Raw genomic sequence first — 26129 nt, 5'->3', positions numbered from 1 at the left:
ATCAGGGCTCCTCCTGGTGCGGGGTATCGTCATTGGCGTGGGCCAGACGGTGGGCGCGGCTGGACTGGTGTGCCAGCGCGGTGAGAATCAGCAGGGTGGCACCGACCACCACGCCGAATACGCCCAGATCGAAGACGAAGGCGCTGGGCACATGCAGCATGCCGAACAGTGGCAGCTCAAGGTGTGCGGTGTGGCTGGTCAGGAACGGGTAGCCGGCCAACACGGCACCGGCACCGGTGGCCAGTGCCGCCAGCAGGCCCAGCGCCAGCCAGCGGTGCGGATGCAGGTGCATGCGTGACTCCACCCATTGGGTGCCGGCCAGCAGGTATTGCAGGATGATGCCGACCGAGAACAGCAAGCCGGCCACAAAACCGCCGCCGGGCATGTTGTGCCCGCGCATGAAGAAGTACAGCGCACAGACCATGATCATCGGCAGCAGCACCCGCAGGTATACGCCGGGCACCAGCAGATAACCGCCGTTGACCTGTTCCTCGGGTATTTGCCGGGCCGCCGGGTCGGCCGGGTTGGTTTGCTGCGGTGGCAGCGCCATGCTTTCTGCCGCCGGGCGGAAACGGCGCAGCAGGCCATAGACGGTCAGCGCCACAATTGCCAGCACGCTGATTTCGCCAAGGGTGTCGAAACCGCGGAAGTCCACCAACAGTACGTTGACCACGTTGGTACCACCGCCCTGCGGCACCGCCTGTTCCAGGAAGAACTGGCTGATGCCGGGCGCAGCCGGCAGCATCAGCACCAGATAACTGATAGCCGCCATCGCCAGCCCGGATAGAATGGCCAGCAGCAGGTCACGGCTGCGGCGCAAACGGGCGGTGCGTGCCGAGCGCGGGCTGGGTGCCAGCTGCGGCTGGCGCGGCGGCAGCCAGCGCAGGCCGAGCAGAATCAGCACGGTGGTGACGGTTTCTACCATCAGCTGGGTCAGTGCCAGGTCGGGGGCGGACAGCAACAAAAAGGTCAGACACACCACCAGCCCCGCACCGCCGGCCAGCGCCAGCGCCGACAGTCGGTGATACTTGGCCTGCCAGGCCGCCGCCACGGCACAGACACAACCCAGCAGCCACAGCAGGGCAAAGGGCAGATCCAGCGGCGTGCTATGTGCAGCTGTCCAGACCGAAGGCAGGCTGATGGCAGCCGCCACGCCGGCCGCCAGGCAGACCGACACCAGCAGCACCAACTGGGGTTGCAGGCGGCGGGTGCCGAGCAGTTTTTCCAGCTGTGAAGCGCCACTGCGCAGCCCCAGCATCAGCGACTCATACAGCCGCTGGCCATTGATGCGGTGCAGCAGCGGTGGCCGGCTGCTCTGTGCCAGATTGAAGCGCCGGCGCAGGACGGCATACAGCAACACGCCGCCGGTCAGGGTGATGAAACTCATCACCAGCGGCAGGTTGACGCCGTGCCAGACCGCCAGATCATAGTGTGGCAACTGCTCGCCCAGCACCGCCTGTGCGCCCAGCTGCAACAGTGGTCCGACACTGAGGGCCGGCATCATGCCCACTGCCAGGCAGAGCACCACCAGCACCTCGACCGGAAAGCGCATCCAGCGTGGCGGCTCGTGCGGCGTGCGTGGCAGGTCACTGGCGGGGCGGCCGAAAAACACATAAATGAAGCGTAGCGAATAGGCCACGCTGAAAATGCCCATCACTACGGCGGCAAAGGCCATCCAGTAGTTACTGCTGCTGCCGACCAGCAGGGTTTCGGCAAAGAACATTTCCTTCGACAAGAAGCCGTTGAGGAAGGGCACGCCGGCCATCGCCGCCGAGGCGACAATTGCCAGCGTCGCGGTAATCGGCATCAGATGGCGCAGGCCGCGCAGCTGGCGCATGTCACGGGTGCCGCTTTCGTGATCGATGATGCCGGCGGCCATGAACAGCGAAGCCTTGAAGGTGGCGTGGTTGAGCGTGTGGAAAATTGCCGCCACCATCGCCAGCGGCGTACCCATGCCGAGCAGGGCGGTGATCAGGCCCAGATGGCTGATGGTGGAATAGGCCAGCAGACCTTTGAGGTCGTGCTGAAAAATCGCGATGAAGGAGGCCAGCATCAGGGTAGCTACCCCGGCACCGCCAATCAGCCAGGTCCATTCGGGGGTGCCCGACAGCACCGGCCACAGCCGCATCAGCAGAAAGATGCCGGCCTTGACCATGGTCGCCGAGTGCAGATAAGCCGACACCGGCGTGGGTGCCGCCATGGCATGCGGCAGCCAGAAATGGAACGGAAACTGGGCGCTCTTGGTCAGTGCGCCCAGCGCAATCAGCAGCAGCACCGGACGGTACCAGGCATGGGCGCGCAGGGTGTCGCCGGCGGCCAGCACCACGTCAAGGTCGTAACTGCCGGCGACATGGCCCAGCATCAGTACGCCAGCGAGTAGACACAGGCCGCCGCTGGCAGTAACGGTAAATGCCATCCGTGCGCCACGGCGGGCATCGCTGCGGTGGTGCCAGTAGCCGATCAGCAAAAACGAGCTCAGGCTGGTCAGCTCCCAGAACAGCACCAGCTGCACCAGATTGCCCGACAGCACCACGCCCAGCATCGCGCCCATGAAGGCCAGCAGGAAGGCATAAAAGCGCGGTACCGGGTCCTGCGGCGACATGTAATAGCGGGCATAGAGCACCACCAGCAGGAAGATGCCGACAATCAGCAAACTGAACAACCAGGCCAGACCGTCCATGCGCAGCACCAGATTCAGTCCGTAGGCCGGCATCCAGTCGATCTGGTAGCGCAACACCTCGCCCTGGCTGATCTGCGGAAACTGGAAGGCAAGAATCGCCAGGCCAATCAGGCCGACGGCAGCGGCCAGCCAGGCTTCACGGCTGCGTTCGCTGGAAGGCTGCAGGGCGGCCCGTATGCAGCCGATGAAGGGGATGAGAATGAGGACAAGTAACAGCATGGGCTCCTGGTGCAGATGTGCAGAAGGATGGATTGGCCCTGGACCGGTGCAAAAGGCTCCGACAGAAAATGATTAGCCGGTCTTTTTAAAGGTTAATACCCCATGTTGGCAAGGAAAAAATACGATTTGAAACAAAAAACGCAGCCGGTGCTGCGGCCGAGTGGCTGTCGAAACGGGTGTGAAAGGCGGTGACAGGCTTCGGGTCAGCTGCTGCCGGAGCCTGTGCTGCTGCCGTATCTGTAAGGAAGGCTGCAGCACAAGGCAGCCCTTGCGGGTAAATGTGCGGGGCACTAGTGGCCTGTACGGCTAATTTCATTAGTCAATTTCGGCGTCTGAGGCTCCGATGCTGCGTTGCTGCTCCTCGCCATAGCCCCGCTATGACTCGTCACAGCGCCTTGCCCCGAATCCCCAACCATCCGAACTTGAGTTAACGAACTAGCCGTTCAGGCCACTAGCGCAGCTGGAACAGTTCCTGATGAAAGTTGCGCAGGTCCATGCCCAACTTTTCCATTCCGTGCCTGAGGCTATCGGAAAAAGCCGCTGGCCCGCAAAACCAGACTTTGACCGCAGCAGTCTTGCCTGCCAGCAGCTGCTCTGCTGTCAGGTAGCCATCCCGCTGGCTGAAGTGAAGATGCAGGGTGATACCGGGCAGCCGTTCGCACAATTGCTGCAAGCGTGCTGCGAATACGGCTTCCTGCTCGTTTTTGGTGCAATAGTACAGGCTGGCTACGGGGGTTGCTGTGGGCGAGTTCTGCAAGCCTTCCAGCCAGGCGATGAAAGGTGTCACGCCAATCCCGGCAGCAATCCAGATCTGCTCCTGTCCGTCTTCCGGCTGCGGGGTGGTGAAGCATCCATAAGGGCCTTCGATGGTAACCGGCTGGCCAGCACGGATGCTACTGACCAGTTTTTCGGTGTAGTTTCCCAGTCCCTTGATGGCAAACCTGACCTGGCCATCCCTGCAGTCCGAGCTGGCTATGGTGAAGGGATGCGGGCCCTCCAGCCGGTCGAAGGTGACAAAGGCAAATTGTCCGGGGGCGTGCCGCCAGTTGCGGTCCAGCTGGCACACTACTTCAAGCGTATCTGTCAGCAGCTGGCGCACGGCGAGTACATGACCTGTGTGGGTGCTGGTGCGGCCAATGTGCCCTGTCAGGGAGATGAGGGCACACCAGCTGCCTGCGATGCTGGCCGCCGCGATCAGCGCGCCGCCGGGTTGCAGCCACCATTGTGCGGGAGTCAGCACAATGCCGTGATAAACGATGATCAGGTAAAATACTGCCATTGCTTTATGCACGTAGCGCCACAGGTGATAGGGCAGGCGCTGCCATAGCGCCAGCAGGATCATCACGGCAAAGATCCACACCGACCATTCGCCGAGGTCCTTGGCGCTGCCGCGGAAAACTTCCAGAAAGGTCCTGATGCGCTGCTCCCCGGTGGCCTCGCCGAACAGCGTCAGCATCGGGCCTTTGGCCAGCTTGATGCCGTAATGCAGCAGCGCCAGCACTACCGACCAGATACCGGCCCACTTGTGCAGGCGGTACATCTTGTCCAGGCCGCCGAGCGGTTTTTCCAGCCACTGTGGCCTGACTGCCAACAGCATCACCAGCGTCATCAGCAAAAATGACGCCAGCCCGGTGAAGTAAATCAGTTGTTTGCGCCAGGCCCAGATATCCCAGCCGGCGAGCAGGCCGGCCGCCGGCAACAGCCAGGCAGCCAGTGCAACCAGCACGGTACCCCAAATCAGTTTTTTCATCGGAAGCTCCTTTTTTCTACTGATTACAGGATAGGCCCGGCGGCTTAAATCAAGCTGAATGACCGATTCAGGCTCGCTTCAGCTTGCGGCTATACGCTTGTGTGCAGATCAGGCAGTTGTGGATATCAAGATGCACAGGTTCTTTCCCATCATCGGCTTGCTGGTTGCAGTCAGCGGCCAGGCTCACCATCTGGATCATGAGCAGGCATTGCGCATGAGCCGGCAGGGTGAGATCCTGCCCGTGCAGCAGTTGCTGGACTCTGCCATTGCCAGCCATCCGGACGCGCGCTTGCTAGATATGAAACTCAGGCACAAGCATGGCCGTTATCTGTACAAGCTGCAGCTGTTGGATCGCAGCGGCCAGGTGTACAAGCTGTATTTCGATGCGCAAAGCGGTGAGCTGGTCAAGCAAAAAACATACGAGGACTGAACATGCGCCTGTTACTGGTGGAGGATAACGTGGCCCTTGCCGATGAGCTGTGTGCCAGCCTCAAGCGGCAGGGATATGCGCCCGACTGGCTGGCCGATGGCCGTGATGCGCTGATTCAGGGTGCCGTTGAGCCCTATGACCTGGTGATTCTGGATCTGGGCTTGCCGGGGCTGTCCGGTCTGGACGTGTTGCGTCAGTGGCGTCGTGACGGCCTGGACCTGCCGGTCCTGATCCTGACCGCCCGCACCAGCTGGAGCGAGCGCATTGACGGGCTGAAAGCAGGTGCCGATGACTATCTGTGCAAGCCCTTTCATCCCGAAGAACTGCTGTTGCGCATTCAGGCGTTGTTGCGGCGCAGCCATGGCCAGAGCAACAGCAGCCAGCTGCATGTCCATGGCATCACTCTGGATGAAGCCTGCCAGTGTGCCATGCTGGACGGACAACGGGTTGAACTGACTGCGGCGGAGTTTGCCCTGCTGCGCTATTTCATGTTGCATCCCGGGCAGTTGCTGAGCAAAAGCCACTTGCAGGAACACCTGTATGACGGTGAAACAGAACCGGACTCCAATGTGGTCGAGGTGCATGTCAGCCACCTGCGACGCAAACTGGGCCGGGAATGCATTGAAACCCGTCGCGGCCAGGGGTACCTGTTTGGCGGCTTGCCGGCATGAAAGGCTCGATTGCCCGCTATCTGTTGTCACGGCTGGTGCTAATGCTGCTGGTGGCCGGCGTGCTGCTGGTCCAGTTCGGCCTGCTCTGGCTGGATCACAGCCTGCGCCAGTACACGGGCCAGCAGCTGCAACAACAGGCGCAAAGTCTGTTGTTTTCCCTGATTCGGGATGAGGATAACGAGTTGGTGGTCAATTTGCGCCACCATGATGCCCGCTACCTGCAACCTTTCTCAGGACAGTATTTCATCATCCGCATCAATGATGAGGAGTTTCGCTCCCGCTCGCTGTGGGATTTTCCCTGGCCGCCGCAACAGCCGGCGCAAGGCCAGCTGTTTGCCGGTCCGGACCAGCAACAGTTGCTGAGCTATCAGGCCCGTTACCGGCTGGATGACAGCGACGTGCTGGTGACCGTGGCCGAGGATTATCAGCCGCTGCTGGAGCGTTTCCAGCGCCTGCGTATACGGGGGCTGGCCGGGGGCGCACTGGCATTGCTGGTCATCGGCCTGTTGCAGTGGTGGTTGATTCGCCGGGCGCTGAAACCGCTGGAGCAGGCCAGACAACAGCTGCGGGAGCTGGAAAGTGGCCAGCGCCGCCAGCTGACCGGGCAGGTACCGGAGGAAATGCAGCCTCTGGTCAGGCAGGTCAATCATCTACTGGCACATATTGACGAGCAGCTGAAACGCTCGCGCAGTGCCGCCGGCAATCTGGGCCATGCCTTGAAAACACCCCTTGCGGTGTTGAACAGCCTGCTGGCCAGGCCGGAGTTGCAGCAACAGCCCGAGTTGGCGCAATTGCTGCAGGAACAGTTGCAGATGATTGAACAGCGTATCGGCCGTGAGCTGAGCCGCGCGCGGATGGCGGGCGAACAGCATGGCGGGCTGCTGTTTGTCTGTGACGAGGAAATTCCCGCCTTGCTGCAACTGCTGCAGCAGATACATGGCAGTCACGTGCGCTTCGACTACCAGGCGCAAGCCGGCTTGCGCCTGCCCTTTGATCGTGATGACCTACTCGAATTACTGGGCAATCTGCTGGACAATGCCGGCAAGTGGGCTGCCGAGCAGGTACGGTTGCGGCTGTCGGTATCAACCCGGCAGTTGCTGCTGACTGTCGAGGATGACGGCCCCGGTATTGACCCCGGGCAACGTCGGCAACTGGTGCAGCGTGGCCGGCGTGCAGACGAGCAAACACCGGGGCACGGCCTCGGGCTGGCCATTGTGCAGGATATCGTCAATGCCCTGCATGGCCAGCTTGAGTTGCAGGACAGCGAGCTGGGCGGGTTGCTGGTGAGTGTCCGCCTGCCGCTGGTCGGGCCACTTCCTCCACCAGCGGCAAGGTATTGAGTCAGGCAGGGCGAGGCCGGAGCAAAGTATCAGCAACAGGATTGAAGCGTGCTTCGAGGCTGGCAGTGTAGCTTTGCGCAGCGCCTCACCCTGCCGGTCACACCGAAGCCAAAATCAAACCGCCTCCAGTTTGGCAAACGACAGCATCAGCCATTTGCTGCCTTCGCTGGCGAAATGCACCTGTACCCGGGCCTGGGCGCTGGCACCCTCGAAATTGAGTACCACGCCTTCGCCGAATACCGGGTGGCGCACCGCCTGGCCGAGGGTGAAGGGTGTATCCGGTACCGCGCTGCCGTGGAACAGGCTGCTGCCGGAACCCTTGCTGCTGTGGCTGCCCTGGCCCTGCATGCGCACCGGCTGCACCAGCTCCGCCGGAATCTCGCGGATGAAGCGCGATTGCGGGCTGCTGGTTTCGCTGCCGTGCAGCCAGCGCACTTCGGCGCAGGTCAGGTACAGCTGCTGCATGGCGCGGGTGATGCCGACATAGGCCAGCCGGCGTTCCTCCTCCAGCCCGTCGGCACCGTCCATGCTCATCTTGTGCGGAAACAGTCCTTCTTCCATGCCGGCCATGAACACCAGCGGGAATTCCAGTCCCTTGGCGCTGTGCAAGGTCATCAGCTGCACGCTGTCCTCGTGCTCTTCGGCCTGGGCTTCGCCGGCTTCCAGCACGGCGTGGTCGAGGAAGGCGACCAGCGGCGACAGGCCGTCCTCTTCGTCCTGCTCATGGCTGAAGGCCAGCGCGGCATTGACCAGTTCGTCGAGGTTTTCCACCCGTGACTGGCCTTTCTCGCCCTTTTCTTCCTTGTGGTAGGTGAGCAGGCCGCTGTGCTCGATGACATGGCGGGTGCACTGGTGCAGCGGCAACTCGGCAGTGGCGATTTCCAGTTGATCCACCAGTAGCATGAAGGCCTGGATGGCATTGCTGGCGCGGCCACTGAGCAGCTTGTTGTCGGTCATCTGCTGCATCGCCTGCCACAGCGAACATTCATTCTCGCGGGCAAACTCGCGCAGCTGTTCCACGGTTTTGGTGCCGATACCGCGTGGCGGCACGTTGATGATGCGCTCGATGGCGCCGTCGTCGTGGCGGCTGCGCAGCAGGCGCAGATAACCCAGCGCATTCTTGATTTCCAGACGCTCGAAGAACTTCTGCCCGCCATGGATGCGGTAGGGAATGGCGGCGCGCAGCAGGGCTTCTTCCAGCACCCGTGACTGGGCGTTGGAGCGGTACAAAATGGCGATATCGCTCCGGCTGAAACCATCCTGGCGCAGCGCCTGTTCGATGACTTCGACGATGTAACGGGCTTCGTCCTGCTCGTTGAACGCCTGATAGAAACGGATCGGCTCGCCGTCGGCATCGCTGGTCCACAGGTTCTTGCCCAGCCGGCCGCTGTTGTGGTCGATCAGCGCATTGGCCGCCTTGAGGATGGTGGCGGTGGAGCGGTAGTTCTGCTCCAGACGGATGGTCTGGCTTTTGGGGAAGTCCTGGTTGAACTGCTGGATGTTCTCGATGCGTGCGCCGCGCCAGCCATAGATCGACTGGTCGTCGTCGCCGACGATCATCAGGCTGGAGGCGTTGGCGGCCAGCAGGCGCAGCCAGGCGTACTGCACGGCGTTGGTGTCCTGGAACTCGTCGACCAAAATGTGACGGAAACGCCGCTGGTAGTGCTCCAGCAGGCCGGCGTTGTCACGCAGCAGCTCCAGCGTGCGCAGCAGCAGCTCGCCGAAATCCACCGCGTTCTGGCGGGCGCAGGCGTCCTCATAGGCGGCATACACCTGCGCCATGGTGGTCAGGAACAGGTCGCCGGCCGGCTGGATATGACGCGGGCGCAATCCCTCGTCCTTCTGGCCGTTGATGAACCACTGCGCCTGCTTGGGCGGCCAGCGCTTGTCGTCCAGCCCCAGCTCGGTCATCACCCGCTTGACGATGCGCAACTGGTCATCGCTGTCGAGGATGCTGAAACCGTCCTGCAAACCGGCCTCCTGCCAGTGCGCCCGCAGCAGGCGGTGGGCCAGCCCGTGAAAGGTGCCGACCCACATGCCCTGCGGGCTGCGGCCGAGCAGCTGGCTGATGCGTTCACGCATTTCGGCGGCGGCCTTGTTGGTGAAGGTCACTGCCAGAATGCTGTGCGGACCGGCATCTTCCACCTGGCACAACCAGGCGATGCGGTGCACCAGCACCCGGGTCTTGCCGGAGCCGGCGCCAGCCAGTACCCGCTGCTGACCCAGCGGTGCGGCGACCGCCTCACGCTGGGCATCGTTGAGGTTGTTGAGCAGGTGGGAAATATCGTCGTTCATAGAAATAATTGCCGGTAATCAAGACAGCAAACAATGGGCAGGTAACAGAAATCATGGCGGGGCATGATCAGTCATCGGTGCTATAGACTTTGCCTGGCGGCTGCACCTATAGTTTGCGGCGGTACTGCCGGGAGCGTCAGGGTATGAGCAGTAATGCCATTACGATCTGCAATACGCCCAACATCATAGAAACAAGCACGACACTATAAAAGGGCTGTGGCCAATACACAAATGAGCACGATGAACGAGCTTCGCCTTACCAAAGACCGGGAGGCACTTTTGCGTGAACAGCTTCAGCGTTTGCTGCGTAATGCCTGGTTTCCCCATTTTGTGCTAGTGATGTGCGGCTTGTTCGGCATGGCCCTGTTTGAGTATGAGCTGGAGCGGGATAGCCAAGTAGCTGTACTTGTAGCCACTGGTGCGTTGGCGGGTATGCACTGGCTGATGCTACGGGCCTACCACAACTATGGCACAGATATGCTGCGTTACGGTGTATGGAAGGTCTTGCAGCTGGCAGGAGCCTTGATGACCGGGATCGTAACTGCTGCCCTGATGGTGATTTTGCTGCCCGTTGTCGGTGACTGGCAGCAAATGTTGCTGCTCGCCATGCTGATTTCCATGTTGGTATCCTTCTGGCTGGCTAGCGTGGGTTGCATGCTATCGTTTGTCAGTTATGTCACGCCTATTGTGATTGGGGCAGTACAGGTGCTGGCTTCGGCCAGCAGCCCTGAATTGCAGAATCTGGCTATTTTTCTGGTCGGATTGATCCTGGTCGAGTTGCTGACCGGATTCCGGGTATCAACGCTGTATACCAACAAGTTGATGCTGAAGCAGCTGTTGCTGTGGACCCGTGAAGAACAGAGCGAGTCGATGAAGCAGCTGGAACGGGAACTGGCACAATTGCGTACCCGTGAGCAGTCATTGCAGCTGCAGCTAGGCAGCATGCAGGCACACCTTGAACACAACAGCAGCGAACAGACCCAGTCCCTGAAGCAGACTTTTGAGAAGCTGCGAACGAGCGAAGAGCGTTTGCAGCAGGCTCTGGATGCCAGCGGGCTGGCACTGTGGGACTGGGATCTGGTTACCGGCCGCATCTACCATACCGGTTCTGACAAACTGCTTGGTGTCGATGCAGTGGATGCTGACCAGCTGTTGGCAGACTTGCGCCCACTGATGCATCCGGACGATTTGCCGGAGCTGCGTACGGCAATGCTCTCCCACCTGCGTCAGGAAACGGAAGGCTACCGTGTCGAGTACCGGATTCGCCATGCTGACGGGCACTGGGTATGGATCGAAGACAGCGGCAAGGCCATTAGCCGGGACGGGCATGGGCGGGTTTTGCGCATGCTGGGTACCCGCAGGGACATCAGCGGGCGCCGCCAGCATGAAGAGGAACTGAAACTGGCATCGATTGTGTTTGATACCGGCAGCGAGGCCATCATGGTGATGGATGGTGCATTACAGGTGCTGACCACCAATCAGGCGTTTACCCGCATCACTGGTTATGAGCGTGAAAACGCGAAGGCTTTCAAAGAGCGCCTGCACCGGTCTCTTGTCGCATCCGGGCCGGGCAGTGCACGCCAGGTGCTGCTTGAACAGGGAGCTTGGCATGCTGAACTGACCGGTGTACGCAGCTCCGGCAGTACGTTTCCGCTGCGCTTGCGCCTGCATGCAGTCTATGCTCCTGACGGGATCGGCCTGACTCACGTTGTCGCTTTTTTCACTGACATGACCCAGTTTCGCGAGGCACAACAACGTCTGGATTATCTTGCCCGCCACGACGAACTGACTGGTCTGAGCAACCGCAACCTGTTTCACCAGAAATTGCAGGAAGTGTCATGTTATGCGCACTCGGTTGATACCGGGCTGGCATTGCTGCATATCGATCTGGACCGTTTCAAACTGCTCAATGAATGCTTTGGCACCGAAACCGGTGACGAGATTCTGCGCATCGTTGGGCGTCGTCTGCAGCGTTTCTCCAGCCCGCAGCGCAGCCTGGCCCGTTTGGGGGGCAACGAGTTTGTCATGGTGGTGAGTGGCCTGGACGAGCAGGGCGAGCTTGGGTCGCTGGCGGAAGACGTTCTTGCCGCTTTGCGGGCACCTTTCGTAACAGCCGGAGAAGAGCTGCTGTTGAGTGCATCGATTGGTATCAGCTGGGTGCTTGGCGAGGAAATGGATGCGCACATGTTGCTGAATCGCGCAGCGGTGGCGCTGGGGCATGCGAAGTATCTGGGCGGCAACACCTGGCAGTTGTATCGCGACGAAATGAGCGCGGACGGCGGTGAGCGCCTGCAGCTGGAACAACAGCTGCGTCGCGGCCTGAAAGAAGGGCATGTGCAGGCGCATTATCAGCCCAAATTGTGTCTGAAAGAGAACCGGATCTACGCCGTCGAGGCACTGGCACGCTGGTACCATCCGGTACGGGGCATGATTTCGCCGGTGCAGTTCATTCCTCTGGCCGAAGAAACCGGACTGATCGGCGAGCTGAGTGAAACCATCCTGCGTCAGGCCTGCAGCCAGGCGAAACGCTGGCTGGATGAGGGGGCACCGCTGCAGGTGTCGGTCAACCTGTCGGTACAGCACTTGCGACAGGGCAATGTGCTGGAACTGGTACGTACAGTGCTGGATGACACCCGGCTGCCTGCCCGCCTGCTTGAGCTGGAACTGACGGAAAGCCAGTTACTGGACGACTCCGAACGCTTGCTGGCAACCATTGCCGATTTGCGGGCCATGGGTGTGCAGGTTGCCGTTGATGATTTCGGAACAGGCTACTCATCACTCGGCTATCTCAAGCAGCTGCCGGCCAACAGCCTGAAAATTGACCGCAGTTTCATTGGTGACTTGTCCAGCGGCAGCAAGGATGCCGCCATCATACGGGCGATCATTGCCATGGCGCATGGCCTGTCACTGGAGGTGGTGGCAGAAGGAATCGAAACAGGGGAGCAGCTGGAAGCTCTGCAGGCCATGGGCTGTGATGCGGTGCAGGGCTACCTGATTGCCCGGCCTGGACCAGCCGCCGAATTGCAATCCTTGCTGCAGGTGGAAAACCCGATTGCCTGGGCGCTGGAGAGCTGCACGGCCTGAAAGAGCGTAAGGAAACACTGAACAAACCCCAAGGCATCGGTCGGACTTGGTAAAATAGCCCATCACGTCAGCACTGAGTTCACAGTCATGCAAATCACCTTCGCCGAAGCCGAGTTCACCAGCAAAAAGAAGCAAACCCGTCGTGATCGCCTGTTGGCTGTTCTGGAAAGCCTTGTGCCCTGGTCTGTTTTAGAGTCGGTGATTGAGCCGCACTATCCCAAGACAGACGGCAAGCAAGGCCGCCCGGCCATGGGGCTTTCCCGTATGCTGCGCATGTACATCTTGCAGCAGGTGATGGGGTTTTCCGATGAAGGCACCGAAGATGCAGTCTACGACAGCGCGGCGATTCAGCTGTTTATGGGCATCGACCTTGGGCGTGATGCCGTGCCGGATGCAACCACGCTGTTGCGCTTTCGGCGCTTGCTGGAAACCCATGGCCTGACCCAGCAAATCTTTGCTGCAGTCAATTACCAGCTGGCCACCAAAGGCTTGTACCTCAAGGAGGGAACGGTGGTGGATGCTACGATTATTGCTGCACCGCCGTCCACCAAGAACAAGAGCAAAAGCCGTGACCCTGAAATGCGCCACACCAAAAAGGGCAAGCAGTATTACTTTGGCATGAAAGCTCATATCGGCGTTGATGCGGCCAGCGGACTGGTGCATACGCTGGTTACCACGCCGGCCAATGTTCATGACGTCACTCAGGCGCATGCCTTGCTGCACGGCGAGGAGCAGCAGGTGTACGGTGATTCGGGTTATCTGGGGGCTGAGAAGCGGGAAGAAAACAAGGATAAGGATGTGGAGAGGGTCATTGCCATGCGCCACGGCCAACGCCGCAAACTGCGTGATAGCGAAACAAAGAAAGGCCGGCTGACGGACAAAATCGAGCAGCTAAAAAGCCAGATTCGTGCCAAGGTCGAGCATCCGTTTTACTGGCTCAAAGTACACTTTGGTCATCGCAAGGTTCGCTACCGTGGCTTGGCGAAAAACACCGCTCAACTGTATAGCCTGTTTGCACTGGCGAACCTGTTTTTGTCGAGGCGATGTATGCCGCTGGCGGGATAAATCCGCCTAAAAACCGGGATGCTGCCCGGAAAAGCAGCAAAACGGGTAAAACCGTGCGTAAAAAGGTGCTTTTATGGCTCTGGAGTCAAGTTTTCAGAGCTGATTTTTGAAATTATGTGAACTTGCTGACTTGAGCGGTTTTATTCAGCGCTTCCGTAAAATACCTGCGCAGCTGGCGCATTGAACCCTGCCAATACGGTACGGAATCCGGATAGGGGCCGCTATCGCACAAGGCAGAAGCGGCCCGGTCCGGTCAGAAATTACGCATCAGTAGCGCATAATCCAGTTGCACGTCTTCCGGTAGTGGAATGTAGAGAATGTGGCCATCACCGGGTGCCACATCACGCGGCTCGCCTTTCTTGTCTTCGAGATGCTTGAGGGTAAAGGTCAGGTTGCCTTGGGGGGTCATCAGCTCAAGACTGTCGCCGACGGCAAAACGGTTCTTCACGATCACCTCGGCCAGTCCATTCCTGCGCTCACCGCTCAGCTCGCCGACAAACTGCTGCTTGTCGGAAATCGAGTGGCCGTACTCGTAGTTCTGGTATTCGTCGTGCACGTGACGGCGCAAAAAACCCTCGGTATAGCCGCGATGGGCCAGTGACTCCAGCGTATCCATCAGCGACTTGTCGAACGGCTTGCCGGCCAGGGCATCATCCATCGCCTTGCGATAGACCTGGGCGGTACGCGCCACATAGTAGTGGGACTTGGTGCGGCCTTCGATTTTCAGCGAGTGCACCCCCATCTGCACCAGGCGCTCGACGTGCTGAACGGCGCGCAGGTCCTTGGAGTTCATGATATAGGTGCCGTGCTCGTCCTCGTAGGCGGACATGTACTCGCCCGGACGACTGGAGTCTTCCAGCAGAAACACTTCCTTGGTTGGTGCGCCAACGCCCAGCACCGGCTCTACCTGCTCTACAGGTTCAACCTGCTGTACGGCGGCAATCGGCTCGTATTTGTGCACTATGTCGCCCAGCTCGTTCTCCTTGGCCTCGTGGGTCTTGTATTCCCAGCGGCAGGAGTTGGTACAGGTGCCCTGGTTGGGGTCACGCTTGTTGATGTAGCCCGACAACAGGCAGCGGCCGGAGTAGGCCATGCACAGGGCACCATGAACAAAAACTTCCAGCTCCATTTCCGGCACTTTCTCGCGGATTTCCTCGATCTCTTCCAGCGACAGCTCGCGTGACAGGATCACCCGGCTCAGCCCCTGCTTGCGCCAGAACTCGACGCTGGCCCAGTTGACCGCGTTGGCTTGCACCGACAGGTGGATCTCCTGCTGCGGGAAATGCTCGCGCACCAGCATGATCAGCCCGGGGTCGGACATGATCAGCGCATCGGGCTGCATCTCGACAATCGGCTCAAGGTCCTTGATGAAGGTTTTCAGCTTGGCGTTATGCGGTGCGATGTTGACCACCACATAGAACTTCTTGCCCAGCTCGTGGGCTTCCTTGATGCCCAGCGCCAGATTGGCATGGGTAAAGTCGTTGTTACGCACGCGCAGGCTGTAGCGCGGCTGACCGGCATAAACGGCATCGGCGCCATAGGCAAAAGCATAGCGCATGTTTTTCAGCGTGCCGGCAGGGCACAGCAGCTCGGAGCGGAGGGGTGTGGACATTTGGGACTCGTATAATAGGGTACTGCAAAGGTCGGGTATTTTATCTGCTTTTCAGAGGTCTGTCTGCAGCGGAATCGGCTGATGCTGTTGGCGCCGGCTTTGCTGAGCTGGCTCCGTAATCAGGGCATCACCCCTGTAGGTACGAATTTATTCGTACAAAGAAACATCCCGCCAATGCTGTGCGAATGAATTCGCACCTACAGTGCGGGCGCACGCCCTGTCACCCTGCGTGAAGTCGCAGGGTCCATGGCTTCTGCGACAAGCCTTACCCGACCGCTTCGGCTGCGGCATGGGCGCTGGCCCAGGCCCATTGAAAGTTGAAGCCGCCCAGGTGGCCAGTGACGTCGAGCACTTCGCCAATAAAGAACAGGCCGGGCTGTTTTTTGGACTCCATGGTTTTGGATGAAATCTCGTCGGTGTTGATGCCGCCCAGGGTGACTTCGGCTGTGCGATAGCCTTCGGTGCCGGCGGGGGTGATTTGCCAGTTGCCCAGCTGGTTGGCGATGGCTTCCAGCTGTGCGGGAGTGTATTGGCGCAGGGGGCGGTTGTCGATGCCGAAATGCTCCAGCAGGGCGCTGGCCAGTTTGCGGGTGAAGCGTTCGCCAAGCAGGGTTTTCAGTTCGCTGTCGGCGCGCTGTGCCTGTTGTTCCTGCAGCCAGTGCAGGCCGTTACCATTGCCGAGCAGGTCAAGCTGCAGGCTGTCTCCAGCTTGCCAGAAGGATGAAATCTGCAGCATCACCGGTCCGCTCAGGCCGCGGTGAGTGAAGAGCAGGTCATCGGTGAACTCCGTGCCATTGCAGCGGGCGGTGACGCCGGCTACAGCGGTACCGGACAGGCTCTTGCACAGGGCGGACAGTGTCGTCCCGGTAATGGTAAAAGGTACCAGCCCGGCGCGGGTTGGCAGCAGGCTGTGGCCAAACTGCTCGGCAACCTGGTAGCCAAAGCCGGTAGCACCCATGGTCGGAATCGACAGCCCGCCAGTGGCAATCACCAGTGAGCGGCATTGATGGCGGCCTGTGCTGGTTTCCACGGTGAAGCCTGTATCCGGTAGCGGGCGGATCGAGCGGATGCCGGTATTCAGGCGGATTTCGACACAGGCGCTGGCGCATTCAGCCAGCAGCAGGTCGAGAATATCCCTGGCTCCGTCACGGCAGAACAGCTGGCCAGGGTTCTTTTCCACATGGGCAACGCCGTGACGCTCGGTCAGGGCGAGAAAGTCCCAAGGCGTGTAGCGCGCAAGTGCCGACTTGACGAAATGCCGGTTACTGCACAGGTAATCGGCAGGTGTGGCATGCAGGTTGGTGAAATTGCAGCGCCCGCCGCCGGACATGAGGATTTTCTTGCCGGCCTTGTTGGCGTGATCGAGCACCAGTACCCGGCGTCCGCGATGCCCGGCTGCCTGAGCACAAAACAGTCCGGCTGCGCCAGCGCCAATGATGATTACGTCGGGATTTTGCATGGTTGTCTCGTGTTTGATTGGTGCTGTCTGGAAAGCCTGAAGTCTGCATGATCGGGGTATGGGGTGCGCAAATACTGTGTAGGTGCGAATTTATTCGCACACACATCCACGTGGCCCGGCGTTGCCGGGTTTGTCCGGATAAATCCGGACCTGCATCAGCTGTGCAATACAAACTGCCCCGTCAATACGGCTCCGTCAGAGCCGACCTCGGTCAGCACCCGGCTGGTGACTTGTAGCCGGGCCTTGCCGTGCTTGTGCCAGGTGGTGAGAAAACGCTGCCAGGCCTTGTCATCCGGCGCATCACATACGGCAATGACCGGGTCGGCAAACACCGGCAGCGGGTAGCTGATGGTGCCGGACTGCACCACGATATGTGTGGTGTCGATGCCTTCATCGCGCAGCGCCAGATGCAACCAGCCCCAGCCGGCCAGCACTGCGGCGCAGTACAGGCTGCCGCCGAACATGCTGGCCTGGTGGTTGATGTTGGGCGTCAGAGGAAACTGCAGCTGCAGCCGGCGTTCCTGCCAGGAGAGAACCTGCACGCCCATGGCCTGGCTAAGGGGAATGTCGCTGGCAAAGACGCCGGCCAGATGAGAAGTCGCGCAATGCATGCAAACAGCCTGTAGGTGAATGAACGGAGCACAGTATAGCGAACGCCGTGCAGAAAATTTTGTTACTGGCCGGTTAATTTTCTTAAAAACTTTTTTCCATAAGGTAGAATCCTTTATTCGCTTTATTTTTAACAGGGAGTCGGGTTTTGGACCTTTCTGTAACCAATAGTTTGTTTTTTGTAGGCGGTTTATTGGTTGCTGTCAGTATTCTGGTCAGCGCCGTGTCGTCGCGCATCGGGATTCCCATCCTAGTGATTTTCATGGGTGTCGGCATGATGGCCGGCACCGACGGCATCGGCGGCATAGCATTTGATGATTACTCGCTCACCTATGTCGTCAGTAACCTGGCGCTGGCGGTGATCCTGCTGGATGGCGGCATGCGCACCCGGGTGGCAACCTTCCGCGTGGCGCTATGGCCGGCCCTGTCGCTGGCCACTTTCGGCGTGATAGCCACCGCCGTCCTGACCGGTGTGGCGGCGGCGTGGCTGTTCAACCTGACCTTGCTCGAAGGCATGTTGATCGGCTCGATTGTCGGCTCTACCGACGCGGCTGTGGTGTTCAACCTGCTCAACGGCAAGGGCCTTAATGACCGGGTCGGTGCCACCCTTGAGATCGAATCGGGCAGTAACGACCCGATGGCGATGTTCCTCACTGTGACCCTGATCGGCATGTTGCTGGACGGCCAGAGCAGCTTTGGCCTGAGTTTTGTCACCAGCCTGATCCAGCAGTTTGGTCTGGGTGCCATTTTGGGTGTCAGCGGTGGCTGGTTGCTGCTGCAGATGATCAACCGCCTGACTGTGGCCGACGGCCTGTATTCATTACTGGCAGTCAGTGGCGCCATCATGATTTATGCCATTGCCGGTCAGATCGGCGGTAGCGGCATCCTGTCCGTGTACATTCTCGGCATGGTGCTGGGTAACCGCCCGATCCGCAGTCGCCACGGCATCCTGCACATGTTTGACGGCCTGGCCTGGCTCAGCCAGATCGGCATGTTCCTGGTGCTTGGCCTGTTGCTGACGCCGCACGAGCTGTTACCGATTGCCATACCCGCGCTGTTGTTGTCACTGTGGATGATTCTGGTGGCGCGTCCGGTGGCGGTGTTTGCCGGCCTGCTGCCGTTTCGTGGTTTCAACCTGCGCGAGCGGATGTTTATCTCCTGGATCGGCCTGCGTGGTGCGGTGCCGGTCATTCTTGCGGTATTCCCGCTGGTGTATGGCCTGCCCAATGCGCAGCTGTTCTTCAACGTGGCTTTCTTCATCGTGCTGGTGTCGCTGATTCTGCAGGGCTCGACCCTGCCGTTTGCCGCCCGCAAGGCCCGGGTCGAGGTGCCGCCTGCGCCAGAGCCGATTTCCCGTGCCGGGCTGGAAATTTACCCGACCAGCCAGTGGGAGCTGTTTGTCTACCGGCTGCGCAAGGACAAATGGTGTATCGGTGCCCAGCTGCGTGAGCTGAAAATGCCGGCCGGCACGCGGATTGCCGCCTTGTTCCGCAACAATCATCTGTTGCACCCGACCGGCAGTACCCGTCTGGAAAATGACGATATCCTGTGCGTGATTGGCCATGAGGAAGACCTGCCAGCGCTGGGCCGCCTGTTCAGCGAAGAGCCCGAACGCGGCATGGACCAGCGCTTCTTTGGCGACTTTGTGCTGGAAGGTGCAGCACGGCTGGGTGATGTCGCCGCAGTCTATGGCTTGCAGCTGGATGGCCATGCGCCGGGCGAAACCCTGTCGGATTTCGTCACCAGCGCGATGGGTGGCGAAGTGGTGGTGGGTGACTACACCGAATGGCAGGGCCTGACCTGGATGGTGGCGGAAATGGAAAACAACAGGGTCAGCAAAGTGGGTCTGAAGTTTTCTGAAGAACGTGCTGCAGCCAAGCCGCGTTTTTAAGGGGTAGTTACATCAGGCCGCCCGCGACACCGAATATGGGTGCACTATGAAACTAATGCGTTTTTTGTGGCTGCTGATGGTGCTGGGACTGCCCGGCATTGCTGTCGCCTTGCCAACTGCAGACCTGCTGAAAAGCAGCTTGTCCGGGCTGGGCGAGCGCAAGTTGCCGGAGGCCGAGCAGCTTGCGGTTCAGCAGGCTCTGGAGCAGGCACTGGGCTGGCTGGAGAACGCAGAGCGGGCGCGTGCCAGCCTGGAACAGCTGGAACTTCAGGTTGCCGGAGCGCCCGAGCAGATCCGCAAAAACCGCCAGGAGCTGGTGCAATTGCTGCAGCAGGCTGAGCGTCGTCAATTGCCGTCCAGCATCAGTCTGCCCGAGCTGGAAGGCTTGCTGGCCGAGCAGGGGCGTCAACTATCCGCCTGGCAAAACGAACTCAACGAGGCCAATACCGCCATTGTTCGTGCGCAGACCCGGCCGGAACGTGCCCAGAGCGAGATCAGCGCCAACCAGAAGCGTATCCAGGAAATCAATAACCAGCTCAAGACGGCCAAGGAAGGCGGCAAGCCATTGTTGAGCAGCGAACGGCTCGATGCCCTGCGTGCCGAACTGGAGGCCCTGCAGGTGCGCAACAGCTTGCGCCAGGCGGAACTGGTCAACAACAGCGTGCTGCAGGATCTGGCCAGCAGCTCCCGCGAGCTGATGGCAACCCGGGTGCAGGCCCAGGAAGACTACATGGCGACCCTGCAGGGTCTGTTGAGCGAAAAGCGCCAGGCAGCTTCCGAGCTGGCGGTACAGGAGCAGTCGCTCAAGGTGGAAAAAGCCGGTGAGGATACCTTGCTGCTGAAAGAGAGCAGCCTGAACCTGCAAATTTCCGATTACCTGCTCGAAATCACCGAGCGCCGCAACCAGTTGGCGCAAAAAAGCCTGGAAGTGCGCCAGCAGCTGGACAGTGTGCAGCAGGCGGAACAGGCGATGGAAGAGCAGATTGCCGCCTTGCAGGGTAGTGTGCTGCTGGCCAAGATTCTCTATCAGCAGAAGCAGGCACTGCCCCAGCCGAGCTTCGACCGCACCCTTGCCGACCAGATTGCCGACACCCGCCTGTACCAGTTCCAGCTGCGCCAGTACCGGGAAACCCAGCAGCGCCCGGATGACTATGTCAGTCGTGCGCTACAGGGGCAGGCCGATGAGGACGGGCAGGTCCGCGAGGCACTGCAGGAGCTGGTCCGTTTGCGAAGCGGTTTGATGGAGCGGCTGAACCATGAACTCAATGCCTATTTGAGTGAGGCCATCAGTGTGCAGCTCAATCAGAAACAGCTGCAGACGCTGTCGTTGCAGCTGCGCATCCTGCTGGATGAGCACATGTTCTGGATTCCCAGCAACAAGCCGCTGGACCGTGACTGGCTGAAGCAGCTGCCGGCACGCCTCAAGAAACAGTGGAAGAGCCTGGATGGCGGTGCCGCGCTGGGCGAGCTGTGGCCGGTATGGCGTGATTACTGGCTGGCGTTTCTACCGGCATTGCTGGTGAGTCTGGCCGTGTTGTGGAAAAGGCGCAGCCTGTACCAGTCGATCGAGCATGCCCGCCCGCGCATCGGGCACTATCTCAACGACCGGCAGCGCTTCACGCCGATGGCCATCGGGGCGATGTTGTTGCTGTCCTTGCCGGCATTCCTCTGGTTCAGCACGGCAGGCTGGCTGGCGCAGCTGCACACCCTGGGCGTGCCCTACGAATTTGGTACCGCCCTGTTGCATACGGCCAAGCTGGGGCTGGTGTTTGCCGTCGCCTACCGCCTGCTCGGGCGGCAGGGTGTGGCCGGGTTGCACTTTGGTTGGCCGGCGGTGCAGGTTGCCTTTTTGCGCAAGCGGCTGGCTTGGGTGGCACTGGTGGTCTGGCTGCTGGCGCTGGTGGTACCGCTGGCGCAGGCCAACCTGTCAGCCCTGAGTGATGATGTGCTGGGCGTGGTGGTGCTGGCACTGGGGCTGAGCCTGCTTGGCGGGCTGCTGATCAATGCCGCGCTGCAGCAGTATGGCGCGACCAGCATGCCGCTGTTGGGCAAGCTGCTGGCGCTGCTGCTGGGCGCCGCGCCGCTGGTGCTGGTTGGGGCCCTGATTGCCGGGTATTACTACACCGTGCTGCAAATGAGCGAGCGCTTGCTGATGAGCCTGGCGCTGGTCATCGTCTGGGTGCTGCTGCGGGCAGCCATCGAGCGGGGCCTGGCCATTGCCGCCCGCCGGCTGGCCTGGCAGCGTGTCGAGCGTTTGCGCCAGCAGGAAGGGTCCGAAGAGCAGGAAAGCGGCGGTGAAGAGCTGGACATCAGTGTGGTCAACGAGCAGTCGCTCAGGTTGGTGCGCCTGATGCTGGTGTTGCTGCTGGTGGCCGGACTGTACTGGGTCTGGGCCGACGTCATTTCGCTGTTTGCCTATCTTGATAACGTGGTGCTTTACGAGAATGCCGTGCATGGCGGCATTGACAGTCCGACGGTGGATGTCAGCCTGCGCGACCTGCTCAACGCGCTGATCATTGTCGGCATGACCGTCATGCTGGCCCGCAACCTGCCGGGGCTGCTTGAGGTGCTGTTCCTGTCGCGCATCAAGCTGGCGCCGGGCACCTCCTATGCAGCCATGCGCTTGCTGTCCTATACCATTTCCTCGATTGGTATCGTGACCACCCTGGCCGCGCTGGGCGTCAGCTGGAACAAGTTGCAGTGGCTGGTGGCGGCGCTGTCGGTGGGTCTGGGTTTCGGCTTGCAGGAGATCTTTGCCAACTTCATTTCCGGCCTGATCATCCTGTTCGAGCGGCCGGTGCGCATCGGCGACCTGGTCACCATCGGCGACATGACGGGTACCGTCAGCCGTATCCGCATTCGCGCCACCACCATCACCGAGTTCGACCGCAAGGAAAGCATCATCCCCAACAAGGTGCTGGTGACCGAGCGCCTGCTCAACTGGTCGCTCAGCGACAGCGTGACCCGCATCACCCTGCACATCAGCCTGTCTTATGATGTCGATCTGGAGCGGGCACGCCGGCTGATGCTGGAGATCATGCAGGAAAACTCGCGCATTCTCGAAGATCCGGAGCCGGTGGTATTGTTTCTTGAGATCGGTGCCAGCGGCTTCAATCACGAGATGCGCTATCACGTCGGCGAGATCAGCGACCGCAACACCTCGATTGACGAGGTGCACAACCGGCTGGTGGAGCGTTTCCGCGAGGCCGGCATCCAGATGGCATTCAAGCAGGTGGATGTGTTCATCAAGAACGAGCAGGGTGATGAGGCGCACTGGAGCACCAGACAGCGGCACTCCGGCTAGTTTGATGTTTGTCTCGTCATGCCCGGCGGGCAGGCGACAGAGTAACAGCGTCGGAACAGGTGGCCGGTTAGCCTGCGAATACAATGTGCCCTAACGACAGGAGCAAGCATGAACACGATGGATTTCTGCGGCCTGCAGCTGCATGCCGATGATGCCTTTGCCCGGCTGGGGGCGTATTTTTCTGTACGGGTACGACCTAGGCCATTGCCGGAGCCACGCATGGTAGCTGTCAGTCCGCAAGCAGCCACGTTGCTCGACTGGCCGCAGCAGCTGTTGCAACAGCCGGAGTTTCTCGCGCTGGTAGCCGGGCAGGCAGTTTTCGAGGGCATAGAGCCGCTGGCCATGGTTTATGCCGGCCACCAGTTTGGCGGCTACACACCGCAGCTGGGTGATGGTCGCGGCCAGCTATTGGCGCAGCTGCGCAACAGCAAGGGCGAGCTGTGGGACCTGCACCTGAAGGGTGCCGGGTTGACACCTTTTTCCCGCGATGGTGACGGTTGTGCAGTGTTGCGCAGCAGCATCCGTGAATTCATGGCCAGCGAGCACCTGGCCGCGCTGGGTATCCGCACCACCCGCGCACTGGCGGTGGTCGACTCCGACATGCCGGTACGCCGCGAGCTGACCGAAACAGCCGCCACTTTGCTGCGATTGGCCCGCAGTCACGTGCGTTTCGGTCATTTCGAGTATTTCTACTACACCCGCCAATACGAGCAGCTGCACCAGCTGATGGATTATGTGCTGGAGCAACACTATCCCGAGTGCCAAACGGCGGAGAACCCCATGCAGGCCATGTTTGCCGCCATCAGCCAGCGGACCGCCGAGCTGCTGGCCGGCTGGCAGGCCTATGGTTTCTGTCATGGCGTGATGAACACCGACAACATGTCGATTGTTGGCGAAACCCTCGACTATGGTCCTTTTGCCTTTCTCGAACGCTACCAGCCGGGTTATGTCTGCAACAGCTCCGACATCGGCGGGCGTTACGCTTTCAACCGCCAGGAGGAAATGGCCGAGTGGAACCTGACCGCTCTGGGCCAGACCTTCACCGGCCGGGTCGAGCTGGATGCATTACGGGAAACGTTGGCGCAATTTGAGCCGTTGCAGAGTGGGTTTTACCTGCGGCTGATGCGGGCACGGTTGGGCCTGGTTGGCGGGGAGGCTGGTGATCAGGCGCTGATCGAGCGTTTGCTGCGAATCCTGCAAACTGCCGAACTGGATTACAACGGGTTTTTCCGCCAACTGTCTGATGCCGATGATGTTGAGCAGCTATTGCCGCTGGCCGCCAGCTGTGTGGTACCGGCGGACCTGGAACAATGGCTGCAGGACTGGTGGGCGCGGGCCATGCCGGCAGGGAGTGACAACCATTCACGACAGCAGGCGATGCAGGCGGTCAATCCGTTATATGTATTACGCAATTCGCTGATTCAGGAGGCCATCGAGGCGGCACATAGGCAGGATTATCAGCCGGTACAGAAATTACATCAGGTGATGTCGCAACCCTTTGTTGCCCGGCCGGGTTTTGAGCGCTATGCGCGGCCGACAGCGCCGGAGCGGCAGGGATGGCCCTTAAGCTGTTCTTCTTGATTTGTTGGTTTTGCACTGTGGCGGCTTGGGTGTTTTTGCACTGCGGTGCCAGGGTGCGGTGACGTTGTGAGCAGGCTGCCGCTGGTTCGGTCCTGCGGCCCAAACCGCTAAAGGCCTGCCCACAACGTCCCCACACCCGAATCTGCCTTGTGCGGGTGGGAGGATTGGGTCCCGCTATCGCTGATAGCGGGATGCTGACGCGTGGTGGTCTGAGGGTTTTGTGTGGGTGGCTGGTTTTGTATGGGGTTTTGCACTGCGGTGTCAGGGTGCGGTGACGTTGTGAGCAGGCTGCCGCTGGTTCGGTCCTTCGGCCCAAACCGCTGAAGGCCTGCTCCCAACGTCTCCACACCCGAATCTGCCTTGTGCGGGTGGGGAGAATGGGTCCCGCTATCGCTGATAGAGGGATGCTGTCGCGTGGTGGTCTGAAGGTTTTGTGTGAGTTTTGCATTTTTTGCAGGTCGCCGCATCGAGGAGCTTTCAGGCTTGACTACAAAGCTTTCCGCCCACATGCGACAGCAGCCCGCCGATTGGCGGGCTCAATCCTTCCGCCCGTACCAGGTGGCCTGGGCTGTCCGGGGTGTTGCGTCAGGCATTAGCGGTTTGGGCCGCAGGACCGAACCAGCGTCAGCCTGATGCAATACCCCGGACAGCCCCATCAACCGCAGCACAAAAATCTTCTGACCAAAATAAAAACACCCAGAACAAGTCCGGGTGTTTTGTTGGTAACAGATAGATAAAAATTAGAAGGCTGCTGCAAAAATACCAACCACCTGCTCATGCGTCGGCTGGATCGGGTTGGTCAGACCGCAGGCGTCCTTCATGGCGTTGGTGGCCAGTTCGGCGAAGTCTTCTTCCTTCACCTTGAGATCACGCAGACCGGCGGGAATGCCGACTTCGCGGGCCATTTTCTCGATGGCCTCGATGCAGACGGCCGCGCCCTGGGCGTCGCTCAGGCCTTGTACATCAATGCCCATGGCTTCGGCCACGTCCTTCAGGCGGCCGGCCGCAGCCTGGCTGTTGAAGCGCTGTACGTGCGGCAACAGTACCGCATTGCACACGCCGTGTGGCAGGTCGTAGAAACCGCCGAGCTGGTGCGCCATGGCGTGTACATAGCCGAGGGAGGCGTTGTTGAAGGCCATGCCGGCCAGCAGCTGGGCGTAGGCCATCTGGTCGCGTGCGGCCATGTTCTTGCCGTCCTTGACTGCGGTCACCAGGTTGTTGGCAATCAGGGTCACGGCTTTCAGGGCGCAGGCATCGGTGATTGGGTTGGCGGCGGTGGACACATAGGCTTCCACGGCGTGGGTCAGTGCGTCCATGCCGGTGGCAGCGGTCAGGCCGGCAGGCATGTTCTTCATCAGGGCAGGGTCGTTGACTGACAGCACAGGGGTGACGTGCTTGTCGACGATGGCCATCTTGATGTGGGTATTTTCGTCGGTGATGATGCAGAAACGGGTGATTTCCGAAGCGGTACCGGCGGTGGTGTTGATGGAGATCAGCGGCAGCTGTGGCTTGGCCGACTGGTCAACGCCTTCGTAATCGCGGATGTCGCCGCCGTTGCTGGCGACCAGCGCGATGCCCTTGGCGCAGTCGTGGGGCGAGCCGCCACCCAGTGAAATCAGGAAGTCGCAGTTGTTTTGCTTGAGCAGGGCCAGACCGGCTTCGACGTTGCCGGTGGTCGGGTTGGGCTGTACGCCATCATAGATGCATGACTGGATACCACGCTCAGCCAGTTGTGATTGCAGTTGTGCAGCATAACCCAGCTCGACCAGCGGTTTGTCGGTCACGATCAGGCACTGGGTATAGCCGGCCTGCCTGGCGTGATCGCAGGCCTGTTCGACAGCGCCTTCACCAATCAGGTTGACTGAAGGCATGAAAAAAGCAGATACGGTCATGGAAATATCCTCAACAGGTTGAACAGTGTGGCTGGATTGCCGGTGCAAATTTGATTTTATCGGGTCCGGCATGAAGCTGCCTTGTCTGTACGGGTTGCTTTTTGACCATGCCGGTTGCGGATAAATCCGTTGGCCGATAAAAAGGAACACAGCGGCTGGCTGTGTTCCCTTGTCTCATTAGAAGAAGCCCAGTGGGCTGGTGCTGTAGCTGACCAGCAGATTCTTGGTCTGCTGGTAGTGGTCCAGG

At 60.2% G+C, this 26129-nt stretch carries 15 protein-coding genes; 8 read left to right on the top strand and 7 right to left on the bottom strand.

What is annotated here, in order from left to right; genetic code table 11:
• Position 1 precedes the first annotated feature (1 nt).
• A complete protein-coding gene (locus tag AR306_RS07790) occupies positions 2-2899 on the bottom strand; it encodes a monovalent cation/H+ antiporter subunit A (RefSeq protein WP_101497016.1) in 2898 nt (965 codons plus the stop codon).
• Positions 2900-3350: 451 nt separating this feature from the next.
• Positions 3351-4649 carry a ferredoxin reductase family protein gene (locus tag AR306_RS07785; protein ID WP_101497015.1) on the bottom strand — a complete coding sequence of 433 codons (1299 nt, stop codon included), beginning with the start codon at positions 4647-4649 and terminating at the stop codon, positions 3351-3353.
• 130 nt (positions 4650-4779) lie between these two features.
• Between AR306_RS07785 and AR306_RS07780 the strand changes: the two genes are divergently transcribed.
• Genes AR306_RS07780 through AR306_RS07770 form a run of 3 tightly spaced genes read left to right on the top strand, consistent with a single transcriptional unit; the run spans position 4780 to position 7090 of the window.
• Positions 4780-5079, top strand: a complete 300-nt coding sequence (locus AR306_RS07780; RefSeq protein WP_133539719.1) for a PepSY domain-containing protein — start codon at positions 4780-4782, stop codon at positions 5077-5079.
• 2 nt (positions 5080-5081) lie between these two features.
• Complete coding sequence (locus AR306_RS07775) at positions 5082-5750, top strand: response regulator transcription factor (RefSeq protein WP_101497013.1); 669 nt, start codon at positions 5082-5084, stop codon at positions 5748-5750.
• Positions 5747-7090 (top strand): ATP-binding protein, encoded by a 1344-nt coding sequence (locus tag AR306_RS07770; protein WP_101497012.1) that lies wholly within the window; start codon positions 5747-5749, stop codon positions 7088-7090. Before AR306_RS07775 ends, AR306_RS07770 begins: the two co-directional genes overlap by 4 nt.
• 114 nt (positions 7091-7204) lie before the next feature.
• Here AR306_RS07770 and uvrD read toward each other — a convergent pair whose 3' ends face one another.
• Positions 7205-9385: a DNA helicase II gene (uvrD, locus tag AR306_RS07765; RefSeq protein ID WP_101497011.1), complete on the bottom strand. Its 2181-nt coding sequence runs from the start codon at positions 9383-9385 to the stop codon at positions 7205-7207.
• 240 nt (positions 9386-9625) lie between these two features.
• Between uvrD and AR306_RS07760 the strand changes: the two genes are divergently transcribed.
• Both AR306_RS07760 and AR306_RS07755 read left to right on the top strand, forming a co-directional pair.
• A complete protein-coding gene (locus tag AR306_RS07760; RefSeq protein WP_166627873.1) occupies positions 9626-12469 on the top strand; it encodes a putative bifunctional diguanylate cyclase/phosphodiesterase in 2844 nt (947 codons plus the stop codon).
• Between the two features lie 87 nt (positions 12470-12556).
• The gene (locus tag AR306_RS07755; protein ID WP_101497009.1) at positions 12557-13534 is read left to right on the top strand and encodes an IS5 family transposase; all 978 of its coding nucleotides are present in this window, start codon (positions 12557-12559) and stop codon (positions 13532-13534) included.
• Positions 13535-13787: 253 nt separating this feature from the next.
• Here AR306_RS07755 and trhP read toward each other — a convergent pair whose 3' ends face one another.
• The 3 genes from trhP to AR306_RS07740 form a co-directional block, all read right to left on the bottom strand.
• Positions 13788-15146, bottom strand: coding sequence for a prephenate-dependent tRNA uridine(34) hydroxylase TrhP (gene trhP, locus AR306_RS07750; RefSeq protein ID WP_101497008.1), 1359 nt, complete (start codon positions 15144-15146; stop codon positions 13788-13790).
• A gap of 265 nt (positions 15147-15411) precedes the next feature.
• On the bottom strand, positions 15412-16605 hold the full coding sequence (locus AR306_RS07745; protein WP_101497007.1) for a BaiN/RdsA family NAD(P)/FAD-dependent oxidoreductase: 1194 nt from the start codon (positions 16603-16605) through the stop codon (positions 15412-15414).
• Positions 16606-16760: 155 nt separating this feature from the next.
• Complete coding sequence (locus tag AR306_RS07740; RefSeq protein WP_101497006.1) at positions 16761-17216, bottom strand: YiiD C-terminal domain-containing protein; 456 nt, start codon at positions 17214-17216, stop codon at positions 16761-16763.
• A gap of 146 nt (positions 17217-17362) precedes the next feature.
• Between AR306_RS07740 and AR306_RS07735 the strand changes: the two genes are divergently transcribed.
• The 3 genes from AR306_RS07735 to AR306_RS07725 all read left to right on the top strand — a co-directional run bounded on the left by AR306_RS07735 (position 17363) and on the right by AR306_RS07725 (position 23990).
• Positions 17363-19105: a potassium/proton antiporter gene (locus AR306_RS07735; RefSeq protein WP_101497005.1), complete on the top strand. Its 1743-nt coding sequence runs from the start codon at positions 17363-17365 to the stop codon at positions 19103-19105.
• Positions 19106-19160: 55 nt separating this feature from the next.
• Complete coding sequence (gene mscK, locus AR306_RS07730) at positions 19161-22409, top strand: mechanosensitive channel MscK (protein WP_166627874.1); 3249 nt, start codon at positions 19161-19163, stop codon at positions 22407-22409.
• Positions 22410-22517: 108 nt separating this feature from the next.
• Positions 22518-23990, top strand: a complete 1473-nt coding sequence (locus AR306_RS07725) for a protein adenylyltransferase SelO (protein ID WP_101497003.1) — start codon at positions 22518-22520, stop codon at positions 23988-23990.
• Between the two features lie 740 nt (positions 23991-24730).
• Here the strand turns inward: AR306_RS07725 and yiaY are convergent.
• The gene (gene yiaY / locus AR306_RS07720; protein ID WP_101497002.1) at positions 24731-25882 is read right to left on the bottom strand and encodes an L-threonine dehydrogenase; all 1152 of its coding nucleotides are present in this window, start codon (positions 25880-25882) and stop codon (positions 24731-24733) included.
• Positions 25883-26129 lie beyond the last annotated feature (247 nt).

It is taken from the genome of Thiopseudomonas denitrificans (genome assembly GCF_002866065.1).
GTDB classification, from domain to species: Bacteria; Pseudomonadota; Gammaproteobacteria; order Pseudomonadales; family Pseudomonadaceae; genus Thiopseudomonas; species Thiopseudomonas denitrificans.
This window is presented reverse-complemented; position numbering and strand designations above follow the sequence as displayed.

What these genes read in the sequence shown, in the direction of transcription:
- AR306_RS07745 (WP_101497007.1), bottom strand. Translation starts at nt 16,605, where the DNA reads ATGCAAAATCCCGACGTAATCATCATTGGCGCTGGCGCAGCCGGACTG.
- mscK (WP_166627874.1), top strand. Translation starts at nt 19,161, where the DNA reads ATGCGTTTTTTGTGGCTGCTGATGGTGCTGGGACTGCCCGGCATTGCT.
- AR306_RS07755 (WP_101497009.1), top strand. Translation starts at nt 12,557, where the DNA reads ATGCAAATCACCTTCGCCGAAGCCGAGTTCACCAGCAAAAAGAAGCAA.
- AR306_RS07740 (WP_101497006.1), bottom strand. Translation starts at nt 17,216, where the DNA reads ATGCATTGCGCGACTTCTCATCTGGCCGGCGTCTTTGCCAGCGACATT.
- AR306_RS07785 (WP_101497015.1), bottom strand. Translation starts at nt 4,649, where the DNA reads ATGAAAAAACTGATTTGGGGTACCGTGCTGGTTGCACTGGCTGCCTGG.
- AR306_RS07780 (WP_133539719.1), top strand. Translation starts at nt 4,780, where the DNA reads ATGCACAGGTTCTTTCCCATCATCGGCTTGCTGGTTGCAGTCAGCGGC.
- trhP (WP_101497008.1), bottom strand. Translation starts at nt 15,146, where the DNA reads ATGTCCACACCCCTCCGCTCCGAGCTGCTGTGCCCTGCCGGCACGCTG.
- yiaY (WP_101497002.1), bottom strand. Translation starts at nt 25,882, where the DNA reads ATGACCGTATCTGCTTTTTTCATGCCTTCAGTCAACCTGATTGGTGAA.
- AR306_RS07790 (WP_101497016.1), bottom strand. Translation starts at nt 2,899, where the DNA reads ATGCTGTTACTTGTCCTCATTCTCATCCCCTTCATCGGCTGCATACGG.
- uvrD (WP_101497011.1), bottom strand. Translation starts at nt 9,385, where the DNA reads ATGAACGACGATATTTCCCACCTGCTCAACAACCTCAACGATGCCCAG.
- AR306_RS07760 (WP_166627873.1), top strand. Translation starts at nt 9,626, where the DNA reads ATGAACGAGCTTCGCCTTACCAAAGACCGGGAGGCACTTTTGCGTGAA.
- AR306_RS07770 (WP_101497012.1), top strand. Translation starts at nt 5,747, where the DNA reads ATGAAAGGCTCGATTGCCCGCTATCTGTTGTCACGGCTGGTGCTAATG.
- AR306_RS07725 (WP_101497003.1), top strand. Translation starts at nt 22,518, where the DNA reads ATGAACACGATGGATTTCTGCGGCCTGCAGCTGCATGCCGATGATGCC.
- AR306_RS07775 (WP_101497013.1), top strand. Translation starts at nt 5,082, where the DNA reads ATGCGCCTGTTACTGGTGGAGGATAACGTGGCCCTTGCCGATGAGCTG.